16 protein-coding genes and 1 tRNA gene are annotated in these 16,662 nt (G+C 56.6%); 7 read left to right on the top strand and 10 right to left on the bottom strand.

The genetic code is table 11. The features are described from left to right. Positions 1-2 precede the first annotated feature (2 nt). From T9A_RS10795 to lptF, 7 genes are all read right to left on the bottom strand, one after another. The gene (locus tag T9A_RS10795; RefSeq protein WP_084573477.1) at positions 3-284 is read right to left on the bottom strand and encodes a helix-turn-helix transcriptional regulator; all 282 of its coding nucleotides are present in this window, start codon (positions 282-284) and stop codon (positions 3-5) included. Between the two features lie 126 nt (positions 285-410). Beyond that, complete coding sequence (locus T9A_RS10800) at positions 411-2,009, bottom strand: hypothetical protein (protein ID WP_035248201.1); 1,599 nt, start codon at positions 2,007-2,009, stop codon at positions 411-413. A gap of 119 nt (positions 2,010-2,128) precedes the next feature. Then, positions 2,129-3,325 carry a tyrosine-type recombinase/integrase gene (locus tag T9A_RS10805; RefSeq protein WP_035248203.1) on the bottom strand — a complete coding sequence of 399 codons (1,197 nt, stop codon included), beginning with the start codon at positions 3,323-3,325 and terminating at the stop codon, positions 2,129-2,131. A 161-nt stretch (positions 3,326-3,486) separates the two neighbouring features. Beyond that, positions 3,487-3,573 (bottom strand) — tRNA-Leu (locus T9A_RS10810). A 58-nt stretch (positions 3,574-3,631) separates the two neighbouring features. Next, positions 3,632-4,348, bottom strand: coding sequence for a PP2C family protein-serine/threonine phosphatase (locus T9A_RS10815; RefSeq protein ID WP_035248205.1), 717 nt, complete (start codon positions 4,346-4,348; stop codon positions 3,632-3,634). Positions 4,349-4,350: 2 nt separating this feature from the next. Next, positions 4,351-5,412 carry an LPS export ABC transporter permease LptG gene (gene lptG, locus T9A_RS10820; RefSeq protein WP_052042828.1) on the bottom strand — a complete coding sequence of 354 codons (1,062 nt, stop codon included), beginning with the start codon at positions 5,410-5,412 and terminating at the stop codon, positions 4,351-4,353. Beyond that, positions 5,409-6,527 (bottom strand): LPS export ABC transporter permease LptF, encoded by a 1,119-nt coding sequence (gene lptF / locus T9A_RS10825; RefSeq protein ID WP_232222077.1) that lies wholly within the window; start codon positions 6,525-6,527, stop codon positions 5,409-5,411. Before lptF ends, lptG begins: the two co-directional genes overlap by 4 nt. A gap of 323 nt (positions 6,528-6,850) precedes the next feature. Between lptF and T9A_RS10830 the strand changes: the two genes are divergently transcribed. The 6 genes from T9A_RS10830 (at position 6,851) to T9A_RS10855 (ending at position 13,576) form a co-directional block, all read left to right on the top strand. Next, positions 6,851-8,320, top strand: a complete 1,470-nt coding sequence (locus T9A_RS10830; RefSeq protein WP_035248207.1) for a leucyl aminopeptidase — start codon at positions 6,851-6,853, stop codon at positions 8,318-8,320. 66 nt (positions 8,321-8,386) lie between these two features. Next, positions 8,387-8,806 (top strand): DNA polymerase III subunit chi, encoded by a 420-nt coding sequence (locus tag T9A_RS10835; RefSeq protein ID WP_035248208.1) that lies wholly within the window; start codon positions 8,387-8,389, stop codon positions 8,804-8,806. 19 nt (positions 8,807-8,825) lie between these two features. Next, entirely contained in the window at positions 8,826-9,185 is a 360-nt protein-coding gene (locus T9A_RS10840) for a hypothetical protein (protein ID WP_035248209.1), read from the top strand. A 218-nt stretch (positions 9,186-9,403) separates the two neighbouring features. Next, a complete protein-coding gene (locus T9A_RS10845) occupies positions 9,404-12,187 on the top strand; it encodes a valine--tRNA ligase (RefSeq protein ID WP_035248211.1) in 2,784 nt (927 codons plus the stop codon). 18 nt (positions 12,188-12,205) lie between these two features. Then, complete coding sequence (locus tag T9A_RS10850; protein WP_035248213.1) at positions 12,206-12,772, top strand: TetR/AcrR family transcriptional regulator; 567 nt, start codon at positions 12,206-12,208, stop codon at positions 12,770-12,772. Positions 12,773-12,781: 9 nt separating this feature from the next. Further along, positions 12,782-13,576: a class I SAM-dependent methyltransferase gene (locus tag T9A_RS10855; protein WP_035248216.1), complete on the top strand. Its 795-nt coding sequence runs from the start codon at positions 12,782-12,784 to the stop codon at positions 13,574-13,576. Positions 13,577-13,598: 22 nt separating this feature from the next. Here the strand turns inward: T9A_RS10855 and T9A_RS10860 are convergent, their stop codons facing one another. Both T9A_RS10860 and T9A_RS10865 read right to left on the bottom strand, forming a co-directional pair. Then, positions 13,599-14,282: a TetR/AcrR family transcriptional regulator gene (locus T9A_RS10860; protein ID WP_035248218.1), complete on the bottom strand. Its 684-nt coding sequence runs from the start codon at positions 14,280-14,282 to the stop codon at positions 13,599-13,601. Positions 14,283-14,360: 78 nt separating this feature from the next. Continuing rightward, positions 14,361-14,561 carry a DUF2061 domain-containing protein gene (locus tag T9A_RS10865; protein ID WP_035248220.1) on the bottom strand — a complete coding sequence of 67 codons (201 nt, stop codon included), beginning with the start codon at positions 14,559-14,561 and terminating at the stop codon, positions 14,361-14,363. 263 nt (positions 14,562-14,824) lie between these two features. Between T9A_RS10865 and yegS the strand changes: the two genes are divergently transcribed. Continuing rightward, positions 14,825-15,727 (top strand): lipid kinase YegS, encoded by a 903-nt coding sequence (yegS, locus tag T9A_RS10870; RefSeq protein WP_035248222.1) that lies wholly within the window; start codon positions 14,825-14,827, stop codon positions 15,725-15,727. Here the strand turns inward: yegS and T9A_RS16640 are convergent. Continuing rightward, positions 15,716-16,258, bottom strand: a complete 543-nt coding sequence (locus tag T9A_RS16640; protein WP_052042831.1) for a fused DSP-PTPase phosphatase/NAD kinase-like protein — start codon at positions 16,256-16,258, stop codon at positions 15,716-15,718. The genes yegS and T9A_RS16640 overlap by 12 nt on opposite strands. Positions 16,259-16,662 lie beyond the last annotated feature (404 nt).

Raw genomic sequence — 16,662 nt, forward strand, 5'->3', positions numbered from 1 at the left:
GATCAAGCCTCCCATGCCGCAGAGGTTGACCGGGACTCAACCCATTTGATGACTTCATGCCGATACCAGCCCACGGATCTGGGGCCGAGATTCACTTTTTTCGGCCAATCAGGGTCATGATAAGGCGAACAGGGATCCATTTTGGCATAGATGGTGGACTTCGAGAGGCCCGTTATCCGCTGTAACTCTGGCAAGCGGATAACCTGGCATTGAAGCGCATCCACATAGTGAGAACCACTATTGTCTGCCACAAGGGTGCTGCTTTTGGGGATTGAAAGATCCATTTTGGACTCCTTCGTAGTTAATAGGAGCCCAAAATGTAGAGAACATCAGACCTGTTGCAGGGAACAAGGAACAACGGCGCCCTTATTCCGAAACAAAACAACGTAACCTATTGATTTAAAAAACATTCAAAGAAATAAATTCTCTACATCCTGATCGCTTAGCAGTATGTTTGACACCGCCTCCACATAGTCTTCCTTGATATGATTCAAATCTAGAAAGGCCTTCAAATCCTTGGCCCACTTTTTCCTACTTTCTTTATTAGCCGTCCTCGACCGGTCAAATACATACTTTTTCCAGGCTTTGAAAAGTACTCTCAGGATCGTTTTTTTCCAGATCTCTTTGTCATTTTCTCTTTTGACCATAGGGACCCCTCTACGGAGAGTCCGCCCATTATTACTTTTAAACCGGAGAACCACTAACCTCTCCAGCTCGTCTAGGTAGCTATTGCAATCTTCAGGCAATAGTCCCATTAATTGACCGCAGTAAAATCTGTTTGGCTTTCCATCAGTAAGTGGCTGCCTCCATGTGCAAATTGCAATTGCTGCATAATTAATCAGTTTATCCGCATTCGATAATTGGCTTTCCTCGACCTTTGTAACCTCGCAGATCCACTGAATAGCCATTTCCCTACTTTCAGGAAATCCATCTACATCATTGAAACTTTCGTAAAACGGGGTTTCTGGCGGGACTTCTGGTCTTTCATATGAACTTTCCTCCTGTGCTTCTTCTCCACACTCGGTGTCAAGCTCATCAACTTTCTCACAAGTCAATGCATCCCTGTCTCCAGCCAGAAAAAGTAGCTGCGACGCCCGTACCGATATTCTTCTAGGCTCAGGAACGATAGATGATGAAGCACCATTTTCTAGATAGTCGGCACCAAGAGCGTAATCACATAACTTGTATTCATGTCTGACTCTTGGCCGGCAAAGCATTTCCTTCCCGCTCTGAGCATCTATGACAACTTCACTGCCATGCCATGTCGGCCGACAACCTTTAACCCGCCAAGACTCATCTGCAACTGTTGCCGAAAGATAAGGAAACGAGAAAACACCTACGGCCTTGATAGATTTTAGCACTTCAGCATGAAACGTTGTGCCGTTCGATACATTTATAGGCTCCGCGCCTGGAGACCTCAAAGCACGAATCAACAGATCGATAAAATCTACCGAGAATGCAAATATCCCGTCCAATGGTCGGTCATGAAACAGGCGACCAACGGCAAGCCCTGAAATATTACTCTCGTAGCGAATCTTGGGATAAATAGCTAAATCGAATCGAGATTCACATTCCTCGTCTCTGTAAACTCCTCCAGCTTTCAGACTTTCAAGTTCATCTTGAGGTATTGCCATATCCGAGAATATGCTTTTCATCCCGGGAACATAGTTACGTGTTATTGTTAAATACCTGACAGGTCGCCCATCATTATCAAAACCTAGCCCCTCATCAAAATACTGGCAATCTACCTCTCCCAACTTGGCAAGCTTTTCTAGCGCCTCCCCCCCCAAGCGGAAGGCAGCAACATTGTTTTGTTTTACTGGTTCGTAAAGGAAGTAATTATCCGGATTACGGATTTTGTCACCGACATACCCGTGAATGACGGAGTATGGGTTACTTGCTTTGATAAAAGCCGGGATCTCCCCAGCCAACAGCAATTTCATTACCTTGCTCTGGGTATCAATGTCACCTTCGACGATCTCATCGTACCTAAACAGCTGCCTTTCCATTCCCCCCCCCCTCTAAATACACTTCCCACTTATAAGTTGCATTCCATTACACCAAGCCCCAGGCAAGAGCTCGCTCCGCGTTCATGACGTTTATCCAGAACGTTTTTATGCAAAAACCGTTACTTACTTGCTTTCAATTTATCGAGATAATCAGCCCACAATTGCATCATCCCCGTTCGCCCTTCAAGATGCGAAGTGCGGTTATAGGCTCGACCGTTAGCATCCCGGACAGAATGAGCCAACTGATGCTCAATCCAATCCACTCGGACATCCAATACTTCATCAAGCAAGGTACGAGCAATCGCCCGCCACCCGTGCTGTGTCATCTTGCCCTTATACCCGAGAGTTTTGAGCAGCTTGTTGAGAGTGTTATCGCTGATCGGCTCCCCAGGCTTGGTGCCTTCAAAGACATACCCTGAATTGCCTGTGAGAGGCTGGATTTCCTTGAGGATGGCAACGGCCTGTCGAGACAGGGGAACCACATGTGACTCCCGCATCTTCATCTTCTCTGCCGGGATGCTCCAGAGCGCCCTCTTTAGATTGATTTCTGACCACTCGGCATGACGCAACTCTCCTGGCCGGACAAACACCAGCGGGGCCAACCTAGCTGCCGCCTTGGTAGTTGCCGCAGCCTGACAGCCATCAATAGCACGCAGCATCTTGCCGACCTCTTCCGGCTCCAAGATCGCCAGACGATGCTTTTCCTTTTTGACGGCGATTTGCCCCTGTAGAGGCAAGGCAGGGTTGCTATCCGCACGGCCAGTAGCCATGGCGAAATTGAAGATCTCGGAGGCCATGCCTCTCAGGCGGTTTGCAGTATAGCCGCTGGTCTTTTGGGTGTGCTGGAGAACACCCCACAGCTCGGCGGTGGTGATCTCCGATATTGGACGGCTGCCCAGGTAGGGCATAAGACCGTTATCCAGCCAGATACGCCGCTTCTTCTCCGTTGTCGGCGTCCACTTCTCGCTCTGCACCTTGTTCTGTGCCCACTCTTCCGCGACCCCGGCAAAGGTATTGCGCAAGGCTGTTTCTGTGGCCAACTTTTCGGTTTTACGCTGTTGAGCGGGGTCAACTCCGGAGGCGAGCAGCTCTCGGGCCTGCTGTCGCTTGTCGCGGGCCACCTTGAGACTTGTGCTGGGATAAGTACCGAGAGAGAGCCGCTTCTGTTTGCCATTGAAGCGATATTTGAAGCGCCACCACTTGCCGCCCTTGGGGGAGACCTCCAGGAACATCCCCTCACCATCAGAGATGCTGTAGAGCTTGTCCTGGGGCTTTGCTGCGCGGATTTTTACGTCGCTGAGTTTGTTGGTTTCCATGGCTTTCGCCGTCTTTGGGCTTGGATGTTGGCCCCAAAGTTGGCCCCAGGTGGGGCCAGATGTCAACAAACTCTATCGGACGGTAGCGGAAGAGATCCTCAGATAACCCACTGTTTTTATAGCTTATCGAGGACTCCCTCGGATGCTACCGCACTGCCATTTGGTACCAGAGGCCGGACTTGAACCGGCACGCCCGTGAAGGCAACGGATTTTGAATCCGTCGTGTCTACCAATTCCACCACTCTGGCAGTGGGGCGCGAGTATACCAGCAGATGACGGCTTTGCCAGCCTCAGAAAGATATTTGTCTATTCCCCGTGTTCACCGGCGGACACTTTTACCGCTGTCACATTATCCTTGCTGCCGGCATTGAGCGCGGCCTTGAGGATGACGGATTCGCTGGCGCCCTCTGCCATCAACTGCCCCAGCTGGTCCACTGTGAGCACCGAATGTACACCGTCGGAGGTCAGCAGAAACTGCTGCTGGGCGGAAATATCGAAACGCGCCTGCTCCAGCTCCAGCTTGTCACCATTGCCGATGGCCTGGTAAATCACATGGGCTCGGGGGTGCGTCATGGCCTGGCGTTCATCAATCTCACCCGCGTCTACCAGGGCCTGCACCGGGGTATGGTCGCGAGTCAGCAAGACGGTGCCCTGATCGGTATGGCGGTAAAGCCTGGCGTCGCCGGCCCACAGCACCGCGGCCTCATCCCGGTAAATCAACAGCACCACCACGGTGGCCCCCATCGGCTTGCTGCGCAGATGCAGGGCAGCGTGATGGCGAATGGCGTGATTGGCGGTAAGCAGGGCAGATTCCACGGCCAATAGCCGGTGGGCGATACTGCCCCCCAACGTCACAGCGTCCAGGGACTCACGAATAATGGTCGCCGCCAGATCACCCGCATCATGGCCGCCCATGCCATCGATCACTGCCCACAGGCCGTCACCATCCCGGCACACCAGAGTGTCCTCATTGGCATGCCGTCGCCCTTTATGGGTGCGTCCCTGCCCCCTCCAGATTGTCATGATTATCGTACCCGCTGCAGCAACCAGATACCCAGGATCAGACACAGCGCCGGCGGCACCACGGCGGCCATCAGTGGATCGGTGTGAAACACCAGGGACAGTTGACCAAAAAACTGCTGGCCATAATGGAAAATCAGACCTGCCACGATCCCCGCTGTCAGGCGCAGGCCCATGGTCACTTCGCGCAAGGGCCCAAACACAAAGGAAATGGCAATCAACACCATGCCGATAGTAGCCAGTGGCATGAACAGTTTCTGCCAGAAACTGAGCATGTAATCGGCGGTCTCCAGTCCTTGTCGCTTCAGATAATCGGTGTACTCCAGCAACTTGGCCATGGCCAGATGATCCGGCTCCAGCACCACGATGCTGAGCAATTGCGGGGTCAGCTTGGTTTGCCACTGGGCGTTGTCGCGACTGAAGACTTCGGTGCCTTGGTCGGAAAGCCGGGTTCCCTTGATGCCCTCCAGCGACCAGAAATCCCCCTGGTAGATGGCTCGTTCCACAAACTGGGTTTCTGTCAGTTTATGGTTGTCATCAAACCGATAACGGGTCAGTCCATAGAGCACGCCGTTGGGCTGCACCGCATTGATATGGATAAATTCCGGCCCTTCCCGGTGCCAGTAACCGTACTTGGAGCGCAACGCCTCACCGCCACCTTCGGCCATGGAGCGGTTACTCTGCGCCACCTGTTCCGAGTATGGGGTCAGATACTCGCCGAGAGGGATGGACAGCAGAATCAGCAGGAAAACCGGACGCAACACCAGCCAGCTCACCTTCAGCGTGGACACACCGGAAGCCCGAATCACCGACAATTCACCACTATTGGCGAGCAGGCCCAGGCCAATCAGGGTGCCCAGCAAGATCGCCATCGGCAGGTATTCGTGCACCCGGCGCGGCGTTGTCGTAAGGATAAACTGCAGGGCCTGCATGGCCTGGTAATCGCCGCGCAGGCCTTCCAGTTCATAGATAAAACCGAACAGACAATCCAGGCCCACGATAATGCCCAGGATGGCCAGTGTGGGTATCAACACCGCCCGCCAGAAGTAGCGTCTCAATAATCTCACGCCCGCCTCCTGCGGCGGAAAATCCGCCCACCGAAATACAACAGAAACACCACCACCACAGCCACCAGATGCACCCAACCGGTATGCAGATACCAAGGTAGAGCATCCCTATGGTCCTCGATGGCACTACGGGTCACCAGCAGCATGCCTACATAGAGCATGTAGCCAAGCACCGCCGGGATCAGGCGGTAAAAGCGCCCCTGACGCGGGTTGACCCGGGCCAGCGGAATCGCCGCCAGAGCCATGATTGGCACGGTAAGAATCAGGGCAATACGCCACTGCAATTCGGCCATGGCATCGCGGTTACTGTCGCGCTCGTCGATCAGCTCCGGGGTGGGACGGCCGCGCACCTTGGGGGGGCGACTGTCGGTCCGTTCCTTGCCGATACGTACCCGCGCTTCCTGGAAGCCGATTTCCTTGTAGTCACTCTGACCCGGCTTGCCCTGGTACTGGAAACCCTCGGTCAGCAGCAAATAGCTGATGCCATCTTCCTGTACCAGCTTTCCGCTCTTGGCCCACACCGTCAGCAACCGATCTGCTTCACCCCGGGCCTGGAAACGGGCATCAGCCACGAACACATTTTCCAGTACCCCCTTTTCCCGATTCATCTGTTCCGCATAGGTGGCGCGCTGGGTATTGCTTGAGCCCTTTACATGGAAGCGTCCGGGAGTCAGGAGCTCCAGCACCGAACGGTCTTTCTGCTCTTCAAAGATGCGGTTCACTTCCGCATCGCCGCGCGGGGTCACATAGAGGGAAAACATGGCCACCAGGGTGGTGGCCATGAGAATCGGCATTATCAGCGAACGAACAATCCGTCCATGGCCCTGCCCGCCCGCCTGCAGCACCACCATCTCGTTATCCATGTGCATGCGCCCAAGCACCAGCAACAGGCCGATATAGAGACTCAGGGGAACGATCATCTGCAGGAATTCCGGCATCCGGAACGCCATCACCAGAAACAAGGCATCGGCGGCGATTTCACCGGCAGCGGCCTCGGCGAGATATTTGATAAAGCGCCCACTGACCAGCACCATCACCAGAATAAAGGTGACCATGACGGTGGTCAGGAAAACTTGCCGGTTAATATAACGATGAAGAATCAAGGGCTGGCCCACTCATCCTTGTCTGCAAAAAGGCACCGACACCTGATAAAGGCAGCGCATGAAAGCCTGCGGTGACGATACATACCGCGCGGGCAACCGGACCTGCAGGCGCCTGCGGCAGCAGTGAATGGGCCCTAGTGTAACCGACTGGCCGGCCAAGGTGATAATGATGCGCAGCGAAATACCCGTTACCCCGGTGGTTTCAACAGAAAAATGATCTACCTTACCGCCCCGGGTCGATTGCGTTTGACCGCCGAACAGCCCAATATTTCCCTGTTTTCCGCACCGGCAAGCCTTTTTGCCGCGTGCCATACCTTGATCGATATGGAGACAGCATGGACTTCGCAGTGAGCAACAGGCCCCTGGACAAATTCAAAGCCGACGCACTGATTCTGGTGCTGGGCAAGAACGGCGATCTCCCCGAGACGCTGCCGGAGAGCACCCGCGACCAGCTTACCCGTTTCATCAAGGCCGGCGATTTTGACGGCAGCAAGGGCCAGATGAGCTGGCTACATCAACCGGAAGGTCTGACCGCCGCACGCCTGCTGCTGGTCGGCCGAGGCGACAAGCAGCCTTCCGATCAGCAATGGCAAGGTCTGCTTCGCAGCACCGTGAAAATGGTCAGCAAGGCACCAGTCAAACACGCACTCTGGCTTCTCGACAGCGATCTGCCACAGAATCTGGCATGGCAGGCCCGGGAGGGCACGCGGGTAGCGGAAGAAAGCACCTACCGTTTCGACCAATACCGCAGCAAACCGGCTCCAGCCAGCAAACTGAGCAAGTGGACCTTCTGGCATGCGCAAAAGGATACGGCCCTGAGCAAGGCCAGCAAGATCGGCAAGGGTGTGGCCGACGGCGTCAACCTGGCCCGCGACCTGGGCAACCTGCCCCCCAACGACTGCTACCCGGAATACCTGAGCGGCGTGGCCCGGGATCTGGGCAAGCAATATGAAAAACTTACCGTCAAGGTGATCAGCCAGGCCCAGGCAGAGAAGATGGGCATGGGCGCCTTCGTTGCCGTGGCCAAGGGCTCCGAGCGTCAGGGACAGATCATCGTCATGGAATACAAGGGCGCCAAACCCACCAAACAGGGTCCTGTCGCCCTGGTTGGCAAGGGCATCACCTTTGATACCGGCGGCATTTCCCTGAAGCCCGGCGCCAACATGGACGAGATGAAATACGACATGGGCGGCGCGTCCAGCGTGTTTGGCAGCGTCAAGACCGTGTGCGAGCTGGATCTGCCCATCCACCTGGTAGCCGTGGTAGCGGCAGCGGAAAATATGCCTGACGGCCGCGCGTCCCGTCCCGGGGATATCGTCAAGACCCTGTCCGGGCAGACCGTGGAAATCCTCAACACCGATGCTGAAGGCCGGCTGGTGCTGTGCGACGCCCTCACCTATGTGCAACAGAAACACAAACCGCACACCGTCATCGACGTTGCCACCCTCACAGGTGCCTGCGTGGTTGCTCTGGGCGCCCATGCCCAGGCGGTCTATGCCAACGACGACGGCCTGAGTCAGGCGCTGCTGGCTGCCGGCCAGGAAACCGGCGACCGGGGCTGGCCCATGCCCCTTTGGGATGAGTATCAGGGCCAGCTGGACAGCCCCTTCGCTGACATGCAGAACATCGGCGGCCCCAAAGCCGGCTCCATCACCGCCGCCTGCTTCCTGTCCCGCTTTGCCAAGGACGTGAAATGGGCTCACCTGGATATCGCTGGCACCGCCTGGATCAGCGGCGGCATGAGCAAAGGGGCCACCGGTCGCCCGGTACCCATGCTCACCCGTTTTCTGATGGATCAGTGCTGATACGCCCACGCATGACTGCACGCCTTCGGGCGTGCTGCATGCTGCGTGATGCCTGCGAGTGTTTTAATGACTGAAGTTACCTTCTACCTGAGCAACAAGGCCGGCGATGGTGTCCGTCAGGCACTGGCCTGGCGCATTGCCGACAAGGCCCAGAAACAGGGCCGGCTGGTCTACATTCATTGCCGGGATGCGGACCATGCACGACAACTGGACGACCAGTTCTGGCAAGCTCCTGCTACCGGTTTCCTTCCCCATGCCATTCAGCAGGAGGGCCAGGCGCCGGTCATCCTGAGCCATGGCGGCGATCCTGGCGATCACCACGATGTGCTGATCAACCTGACCGATCAGGTGCCGGATTTCGCCTCCCGTTTCCAGCGGGTTGCGGAGATGATCAGTGGGGCCGAGAATGAAAGACAGGCTGGGCGCGAACGATTCCGCTTCTACCGTGAGCGAGGCTTCCCGGTCACCACCCACGAACTGGGCTGAAGAACCCACGGACACCACCATGAGCGACCGGGAGTCACGCAAAAAAGAGCTTCTCAAGGAGCTTGGCGATGTGCAGTCCCTGCTGGACGACGCCGACACACCACCACAACGCTCCCCCTCCGAGAGCGACACCCTGGACCGGATGCAGATCCGCAAGCTGGCCAGCGAAAGAAGCAACCCTTTTCTGGGTACGCCGCCACCCTCACCCCAGGGAAACCCAGCTCCTGCTGTCACGACACCAACCCCCTCGACTGCTCGCCCTTCTCTGAGCAACGCCGACATTGATGCCGTTATCGATGAACTGGTGGCGGAAGCCCTGCCGAAACTGGAAAAATCCCTGCGCCTGAGGCTGCGCGCCGCGCTGCGCAAGAAATCATAACGATCCCTCTCGCGGTCTCAGGCAGGTGCAGCGAGAGGCTATTCACTACAGCGGCCTGGCAACCCAGCACAGCGTCCTCTCGATCAGACTCTCCAGGCCAGACAGCCACCTCCCACCACCAGTAGTCTCCGTCCTCGCGTTTTTCCCGCAACCCGCGACGCAGCGGCCCCGCTCCGCTATAATTCGCCCTCATTTTTTACTGGTTTAGAAGCGGACTCATGGACAAGACTTATCAACCCGATCGCATCGAACAGGCCTGGTATGAAAACTGGGAAAAAGCCGGTTATTTCAAGCCTTCCGGCCAGGGTGATTCCTTTTGCATCATGATTCCGCCGCCCAATGTGACCGGCAGCCTGCACATGGGCCATGCCTTCCAGGACACCATCATGGACACCCTCGTGCGCTACCGCCGCATGCAGGGACGCAACACCCTGTGGCAGGTAGGCACCGATCATGCCGGTATCGCCACCCAGATGGTGGTGGAACGTAAGCTGGCAGGAGAAGGCACTACCCGCCACGAACTGGGCCGTGACAAGTTCCTGGAGAAAGTCTGGGAATGGAAAGGCGAGTCCGGCGGCACCATTACCCGTCAGCTGCGCCGCATGGGCGCCAGCGTGGACTGGACCCGTGAACGTTTCACCATGGACGATGGCCTGTCCAACGCGGTACAAGAAGTCTTTGTGCGCCTGCACAAGGAAGGCCTGATCTACCGTGGCAAACGTCTGGTCAACTGGGACCCGACCCTGCACACCGCCATTTCCGATCTGGAAGTGGAGAACGTGGAAGAGCAGGGCCACATGTGGCACTTCCGCTATCCCCTGTCCGACGGTTCCGGGCACCTGGTGGTCGCCACTACCCGCCCGGAAACCATGCTCGGCGATACTGCCGTGGCGGTGCACCCGGAAGACCCGCGCTACAAGGACATGATCGGCAAGACCATCCGCCTGCCGCTGGCAGATCGTGATATCCCCATCATCGCCGACGATTACGTGGACCCTGACTTCGGCTCCGGCTGTGTGAAGATTACCCCGGCCCACGATTTCAACGACTACGAAGTGGGCAAGCGCCACGACCTGCCGATGATCAACATCCTGACCATCGACGCGGCCCTGAATGACGAAGTACCGGAACCCTACCGAGGCATGGACCGGGTCGACGCCCGCAAGAAGGTGGTGGATGACCTGGATGCTCTGGGTCTGCTGGAAAAAGTGGCCGACCACACCCTGCAGGTACCCCGTGGCGACCGCTCCGGTGTGGTAATCGAACCCTACCTGACCGACCAGTGGTTCGTGGCCGTGGAAGAGCTGGCCAAGCCGGCCATTGCCGCCGTGGAAAACGGTGATATCCAGTTCGTGCCCAAGAACTACGAAAACATGTATTTCTCATGGATGCGCGACCTGCAGGACTGGTGCATCTCCCGGCAGCTGTGGTGGGGCCACCGCATCCCGGCCTGGTATGACAACGACGGCAACGTCTATGTGGGCCGCAACGAAGAAGAAGTGCGCGCGGCACATGATCTTGGCGACATCCCCCTGAGCCAGGACGACGATGTTCTGGACACCTGGTTCAGCTCCGCCCTGTGGACCTTCTCCACCCTGGGCTGGCCGGAAGACACCGATGCCCTGCGCACCTTCCACCCCACCGATGTACTAGTCACCGGCTTCGACATCATCTTCTTCTGGGTGGCGCGGATGATCATGATGACACTGAAGTTCACCGACCAGGTGCCCTTCAAGAAAGTCTATGTGCATGGTCTGGTGCGCGATAATGACGGCCAGAAAATGTCCAAATCCAAGGGCAATGTGCTCGACCCGCTGGACATGATCGACGGTATCACTCTGGATGCTCTGGTCGACAAGCGCACCAAGGGGCTGATGCAGCCGCAGAAAGAAAAGCAGATTGCCAAGCGCACCCACAAGGATTTCCCGGACGGCATCAACCCCTACGGCACCGATGCACTGCGCTTCACCTTCCTGTCGCTGGCCTCCACCGGTCGTGATATCAAGTGGGACATGGGCCGGATCGAAGGCTACCGGAACTTCTGCAACAAGATCTGGAACGCCGCCCGCTACGTGATGATGAACACCGAAGGCGAAGACTGCGGTCTGAGCGGTGAAGTTGAATTGTCCCTGGCAGACCGCTGGATCATTTCCGCACTGCAGCGCGCGGAACAGGAAGTCAGTGAAGCCCTGGACAGCTTCCGTTTCGACGTAGCCAGCCACGCCGCCTACGAGTTTATCTGGAACGAGTACTGCGACTGGTATCTGGAACTGTCCAAGCCGGTGCTGTGGGGTGACGATTACTCCGAGGCCCAGAAACGCGGCACGCGCCGTACCCTGGTCACCGTGCTGGAAGCCATACTGCGCCTGGCCCACCCCTTCATGCCCTTCATCACCGAAGAAATCTGGCAGAAAATTGGCCCCATGGCAGGCAAAGCGCCTGCTGCGGGTGAAGGTAAAAAGAGCGACACCATCATGCTGCAGCCTTTCCCGGCCAGCGACGCCGGCAAGATTGATGAAGAGGCGGAAACCGGCGCGGAATGGGTCAAGGCTGTCATCACTGCGGTGCGTAATATCCGCGGCGAAATGGGTATCCCCATGGGCAAGGCCCTGCCCCTTTTCCTGCATAACGGCAAGGACAGTGACAAGGCCCTGCTGGATGCCAACCGCACCTTCCTGAGCAAGCTGGCCAAGCTAGAATCCATTACCTGGCTGAATGCGGAGGATTCCGCCCCGGCCTCCGCTACCGCGCTGGTGGGAGACATGGAAATTCTGGTACCCATGGCCGGCCTGATCGACAAGGACGCAGAAATCGAACGACTGTCCAAGGAAATCGATAAACTGCGCAAGGAAGTGGGTCGCGCCGAAGTCAAACTGAAGAACCCCAAGTTTGTGGACAAGGCGCCCCAGGCAGTCGTAGACAAGGAAAAGGCCAAACTGGATGACTACCGCTCCCAGCAGGCCAAGCTCGAAGAACAGCTGGAAAAAATCAAATACCTGTAAGGGGTAACGGAACCTTTCATGGATGATCCTCGCCGCGCCCGCATTCTGACCTGCGCCCAGGAAGTCTTCGCCAGCGAAGGCTTCCGCAGCGCCGAGGTGAAAACCATCGCGGTGCAGGCGGGGGTGGGCAAGGCCACCATCTACAAATTTTTTCCCTCCAAAGACGCCCTGCTTCTGACCATCGTGGAAGAAAATCTCAACACCATCCGCGACATTATCTTCACGGATCTGATGAGCACAGTGCCACCACTGCAGCGACTGGAAAGCCTTTGCCGCAATGTGGCCCGCTACCTGGAACAGAACCAGGATTTTTCCCGGGTGCTGATCCAGGAAGCCGGGGATTTCATGGGCGATATCCAGCGCCAGTATCTGGCCCTGATGGAGCAAAATCTGCCAGTGGCCGAAGCCTTCTTCAAGGAGTTACGCAAAGACGGCTACTTCGTGGCCTTGCCAACCCGCGACACCATCCTGATGATGGTAAATCTGGTGGTGGGCACCACTTATACCTGGGCGCTCACCGGCGAAGGCAGCCTCGAACAACAAGCCGCTGATTACATGAAGGTGTTGATCCGCGGCCTACGATAGGACGAGATCATGCGTATTCTGATTGGCCTGGCAGCATTGCTGTCGTTTTCCCTGGCACAAGCCACTTCCCTCGACGATATTCTTTCCGCGCCCCACCGCAGCGCTGAAGAGAAAACGCGCGACCCCTATCGCCATCCGGCACAGACTCTGGATTTTTTCGGGGTAGAAAAGGACATGACCGTGGCGGAGATCTGGCCCGGCGCCAAAGGCTGGTACACCGCAGTTCTGGCGCCTTACCTTCGCGAGGAAGGCATCTTTTACGCGGCCCAGTTTCCGCCGGATAGCGACATCAGTTTCTACACCCGCTCACTCACCCTGTTCAAGGCGCATCTGGCGAAATACCCGGCTCTCTACGACCAGGTTCGCATCACCCATCTCTATCCTCCGGTCTACAGCGATATTGCCCCCGCTGGTACCGTGGATCGGGTGCTGACGTTTCGCAATGTGCACAACTGGGCCAAAGCCGGCAAGGCAGAAGCCGTGTTTGCCAGCTTCTTCAAGGCCCTGAAACCCGGCGGCATTCTTGGGGTAGTGGAACATCGGGCGCCGGAAGGGCGCTCCCTCGAAGAGCAGATTGAAAGCGGCTATATGACTGAAAGTTATGTGATCGCCCAGGCAGAAAAGGCCGGATTCCGGCTGGCAAAACAGTCGGAAATCAACGCCAACCCACAGGACAGCGCCGACCATCCCGCCGGGGTATGGACGCTGCCGCCGTCATTACGGTTGGGCGATCAAGACAGAGAGAAATATCTGGCGATCGGAGAAAGTGATCGCATGACACTGAAGTTCGTGAAGCCGGAGTAAACCCGGCAACACATTCAGAGGTTCAGGATACCGGGCGTTCCAGCATGCCCGGTGTCACCTCTCCCAGCACCAGGGATTCGGCGATGCCGATGGCAACTTTCTCGCACAGGTCCAGTCGTTCCTGGGAAAAACCACCGTCCTCGAAGATATACAGGGAGTAGTTTTCCAGCATCCACAGCATGGTGCGGAACACCAGGGGTTCATAGCTCTTGCCGGTGTAACGGCTGATCTGGGACGTGAGCACCTCGGAGGCAATGTCCTGAGCCCGCACCCGGTGCGGCGCCAACGCAGAGGTGGAGGAGCGCGCCTCCTCCATCATCAGCCTAATGATCGGCCCCATGCTCACGTGGTAATCGAAATACACCTTGGTGGTGTTACGGATAATGTCCCGGGCCGAGGAGGCCTGCTTCACTTCCTTGTGGAAGTGCAGCAGCATGTTGTCCACAAAGATACGATAGATGCTTTCCAGCACGTCCATCTTGTTGCGGAAATATTTGTAGAAGGTGCGTCGAGACACATCGGAGGCGTCCAGCAGGTGCTGCACCGTGGTCCGCTGCAGGCCCCGCTGGGCAAACACCTGCATTGAGTGGATCAGAATTTCCGAACGGGCCTGGGAGCGCTGGCCACCCTCTTCCCGGGCGTGCACTTCCAGTACCTGATTCACCACCTGGCGGATCGCATCGATGTCACTGCTTGAATTCTGCACCTGACAAATACCCCTCAGAATGTATACTTGTGCGCTAGCTTAACCAACGGCCATGGCAGAGTAAACACTGAGTTTATCCTACGCCATGACCGTTCCGCTCACGGCCCCACCATGGGCCCGTCGTTTCCAGATTTTCTCGTGAAAATGGTAGGCCACCGTATTCACGCAGGGCTCCACCATCGCTGTCGCACCGCCAATCCGCCAATCTCCGGTCATCGCCCAGACGACCAGAAATGCCACGGCAATGTGCATCGCACCGAAACTGAATGTCTTTATCATGGGACACCTCCTTGGCACTCATCATCACTGCCACGGAAATAATAGAAAAATACTATTCCTTTATCCTTTCAATAGAAAACAGCAATCATTATCGATAACACCCGCAACCGTTAATAGTTGTAAAGCCCCGCCCGCTGTCACAACACTCGCTCTCTCTATCACGTAAATTGCAATAGATCGCGAGTATTGAGAGATACATAAAGACTAAGATCGCCGACTTTTCGGGAAAGACTTCATTACCACTGCACAGAGGAAGGCATACCGTGACGACAAAGAGTCTGCTCGTTCTACATGGCAAACAGGCAGCCAATGAAGAGGTTCGCCATGCTGTCATGGACTGGCGAGACCAGGGTCACGATCTGGCGGTCCGCGTCACCTGGGAGGCAGGTGATGCGGAGCGCTATGTCAGAGAGGCCCTGGATCTGGGCTATACCACCCTCATTGCTGGCGGAGGCGATGGCTCTGTCAGGGATATTGTTCATGCCATGATGGCCAGTGATCGTGATGATCTCTCCCTGGCGATTCTGCCTCTGGGCACCGCCAACGATTTTGCCACGGCGGCGGGGATACCTGATGCCATTGCCGAAGCGTTGGCATTACTGGAGTCCCCGGCTACGCCCAGCGACGTCATTCGAGTCAATGATCACTACTTCCTGAATATGGCCACTGGCGGCTTCGGCACCGAGGTAACCACCCAGACATCGGAAGAGCTGAAAAGCATGCTGGGGGGGGCCGCCTATCTGCTAACCGGGCTGACACGTTTCTCTGAAATCCAGGCTGCCGAAGGCACCTTCAGCAATGGAGAGTTCGAATGGCAGGGGGAATTTCTGGCACTCGGTCTGGGCAACGGTCGCCAGGCTGGTGGCGGACAGCGCCTTTGCCCTGACGCCCTGGTCAACGATGGACTGCTCGATGTGGCCATCCTGCCGGCCCAGATGGATCTACTTGCTGGCGTCAAAGGGTTGTTTGGTAGCGAAGCCAGGCAAGACCCTGAGCAAGAAGGGCTTTTCATCCGTGCCCAGGTGGCATCACTGAAAGTAAAAACCCCCAGCCCCATGAATCTGAATCTTGATGGCGAACCGGTACAGAGTACGGAGTTCGATATTGCCGTGGTCAGCAATCGGCTCAAGCTTCATCTCCCCGCGGAGAGCCCGTTACTGGGGTGAGGGCTCTGACAGGCCAGCACACCGCATGATGAAGGCCTTTACCGGCTGGCGGCGCCCATCCAGTTTGTGGCCAAACAGTGGAAAGTGCTTCCACACGGCATTGGCTTGCACCCCGTAGCGGCGAGTCGCCACCGCTACCACCATCATCCCTGTGCGTATCACTCCCATCTCACAATGCACCAGGCAACAACTGTCTCCACGGTCCAGTTCTGTCATGAAGGCTTGAATCTGATCTTCCGTTGGCGGTGTGTCCTGCGCCATGGGAATATTCACCAGCTTGATTCCGTGGCGCCTGCAGTACTCACCTTGCCGCTTATACCAGCCCCCTTTGCCGTACTCGGATTCCAGCCGCAGGTTGATGATCGTGTTGACACCTAACACATGATGCATCACTCGCAAGGCCATCGGGCCCAGGGTACCACTGCGATAAAGTTTACCCGCTTCTACTGCACGGAAGTGGTACATGAGTTTGCGGTAACGGTAGACCAATATGGTTATGGCCATGGCGATCAGGATGATGTTCAGCAACATGATCTGGACTCATCGTTTGTGAAGCCCTGAGCTTGAAGGCTTGGTGGGTAGCCGGGATGACGACGGGGTGGCGGTTTGGTTACAGAGGCGAGGTTTGGAGCTGGGTACTGTGTCGTTGGAGCTATGCTTGCATGGCGAAGGGGTGCTTCTAGCTTCCAGCTCGTCGATCGTAGCTCGTAGATCGTAGCTAGAAGGATGACCTACTTAGGTAGCAAGCAAGCTTGCTATCCCTTCGGGACGCCTGCGGCGCCTAACCCTGGCACCTGCGGTGCATCAGGTTTCACATGGCGGTTTCGCCGCGAGGTAGGGAGAGGAGCTCACCGTGATCCTAAATAAAACAAAAAACCCCCGACACTTTCGTGGCGGGGGGCTTTTGTTTTATTTAAGAGCCTGACGATGACCTA

Origin of the sequence: Alcanivorax jadensis T9, from assembly GCF_000756655.1 — a bacterium.
Classification (GTDB): Bacteria; Pseudomonadota; Gammaproteobacteria; order Pseudomonadales; family Alcanivoracaceae; genus Alcanivorax; species Alcanivorax jadensis.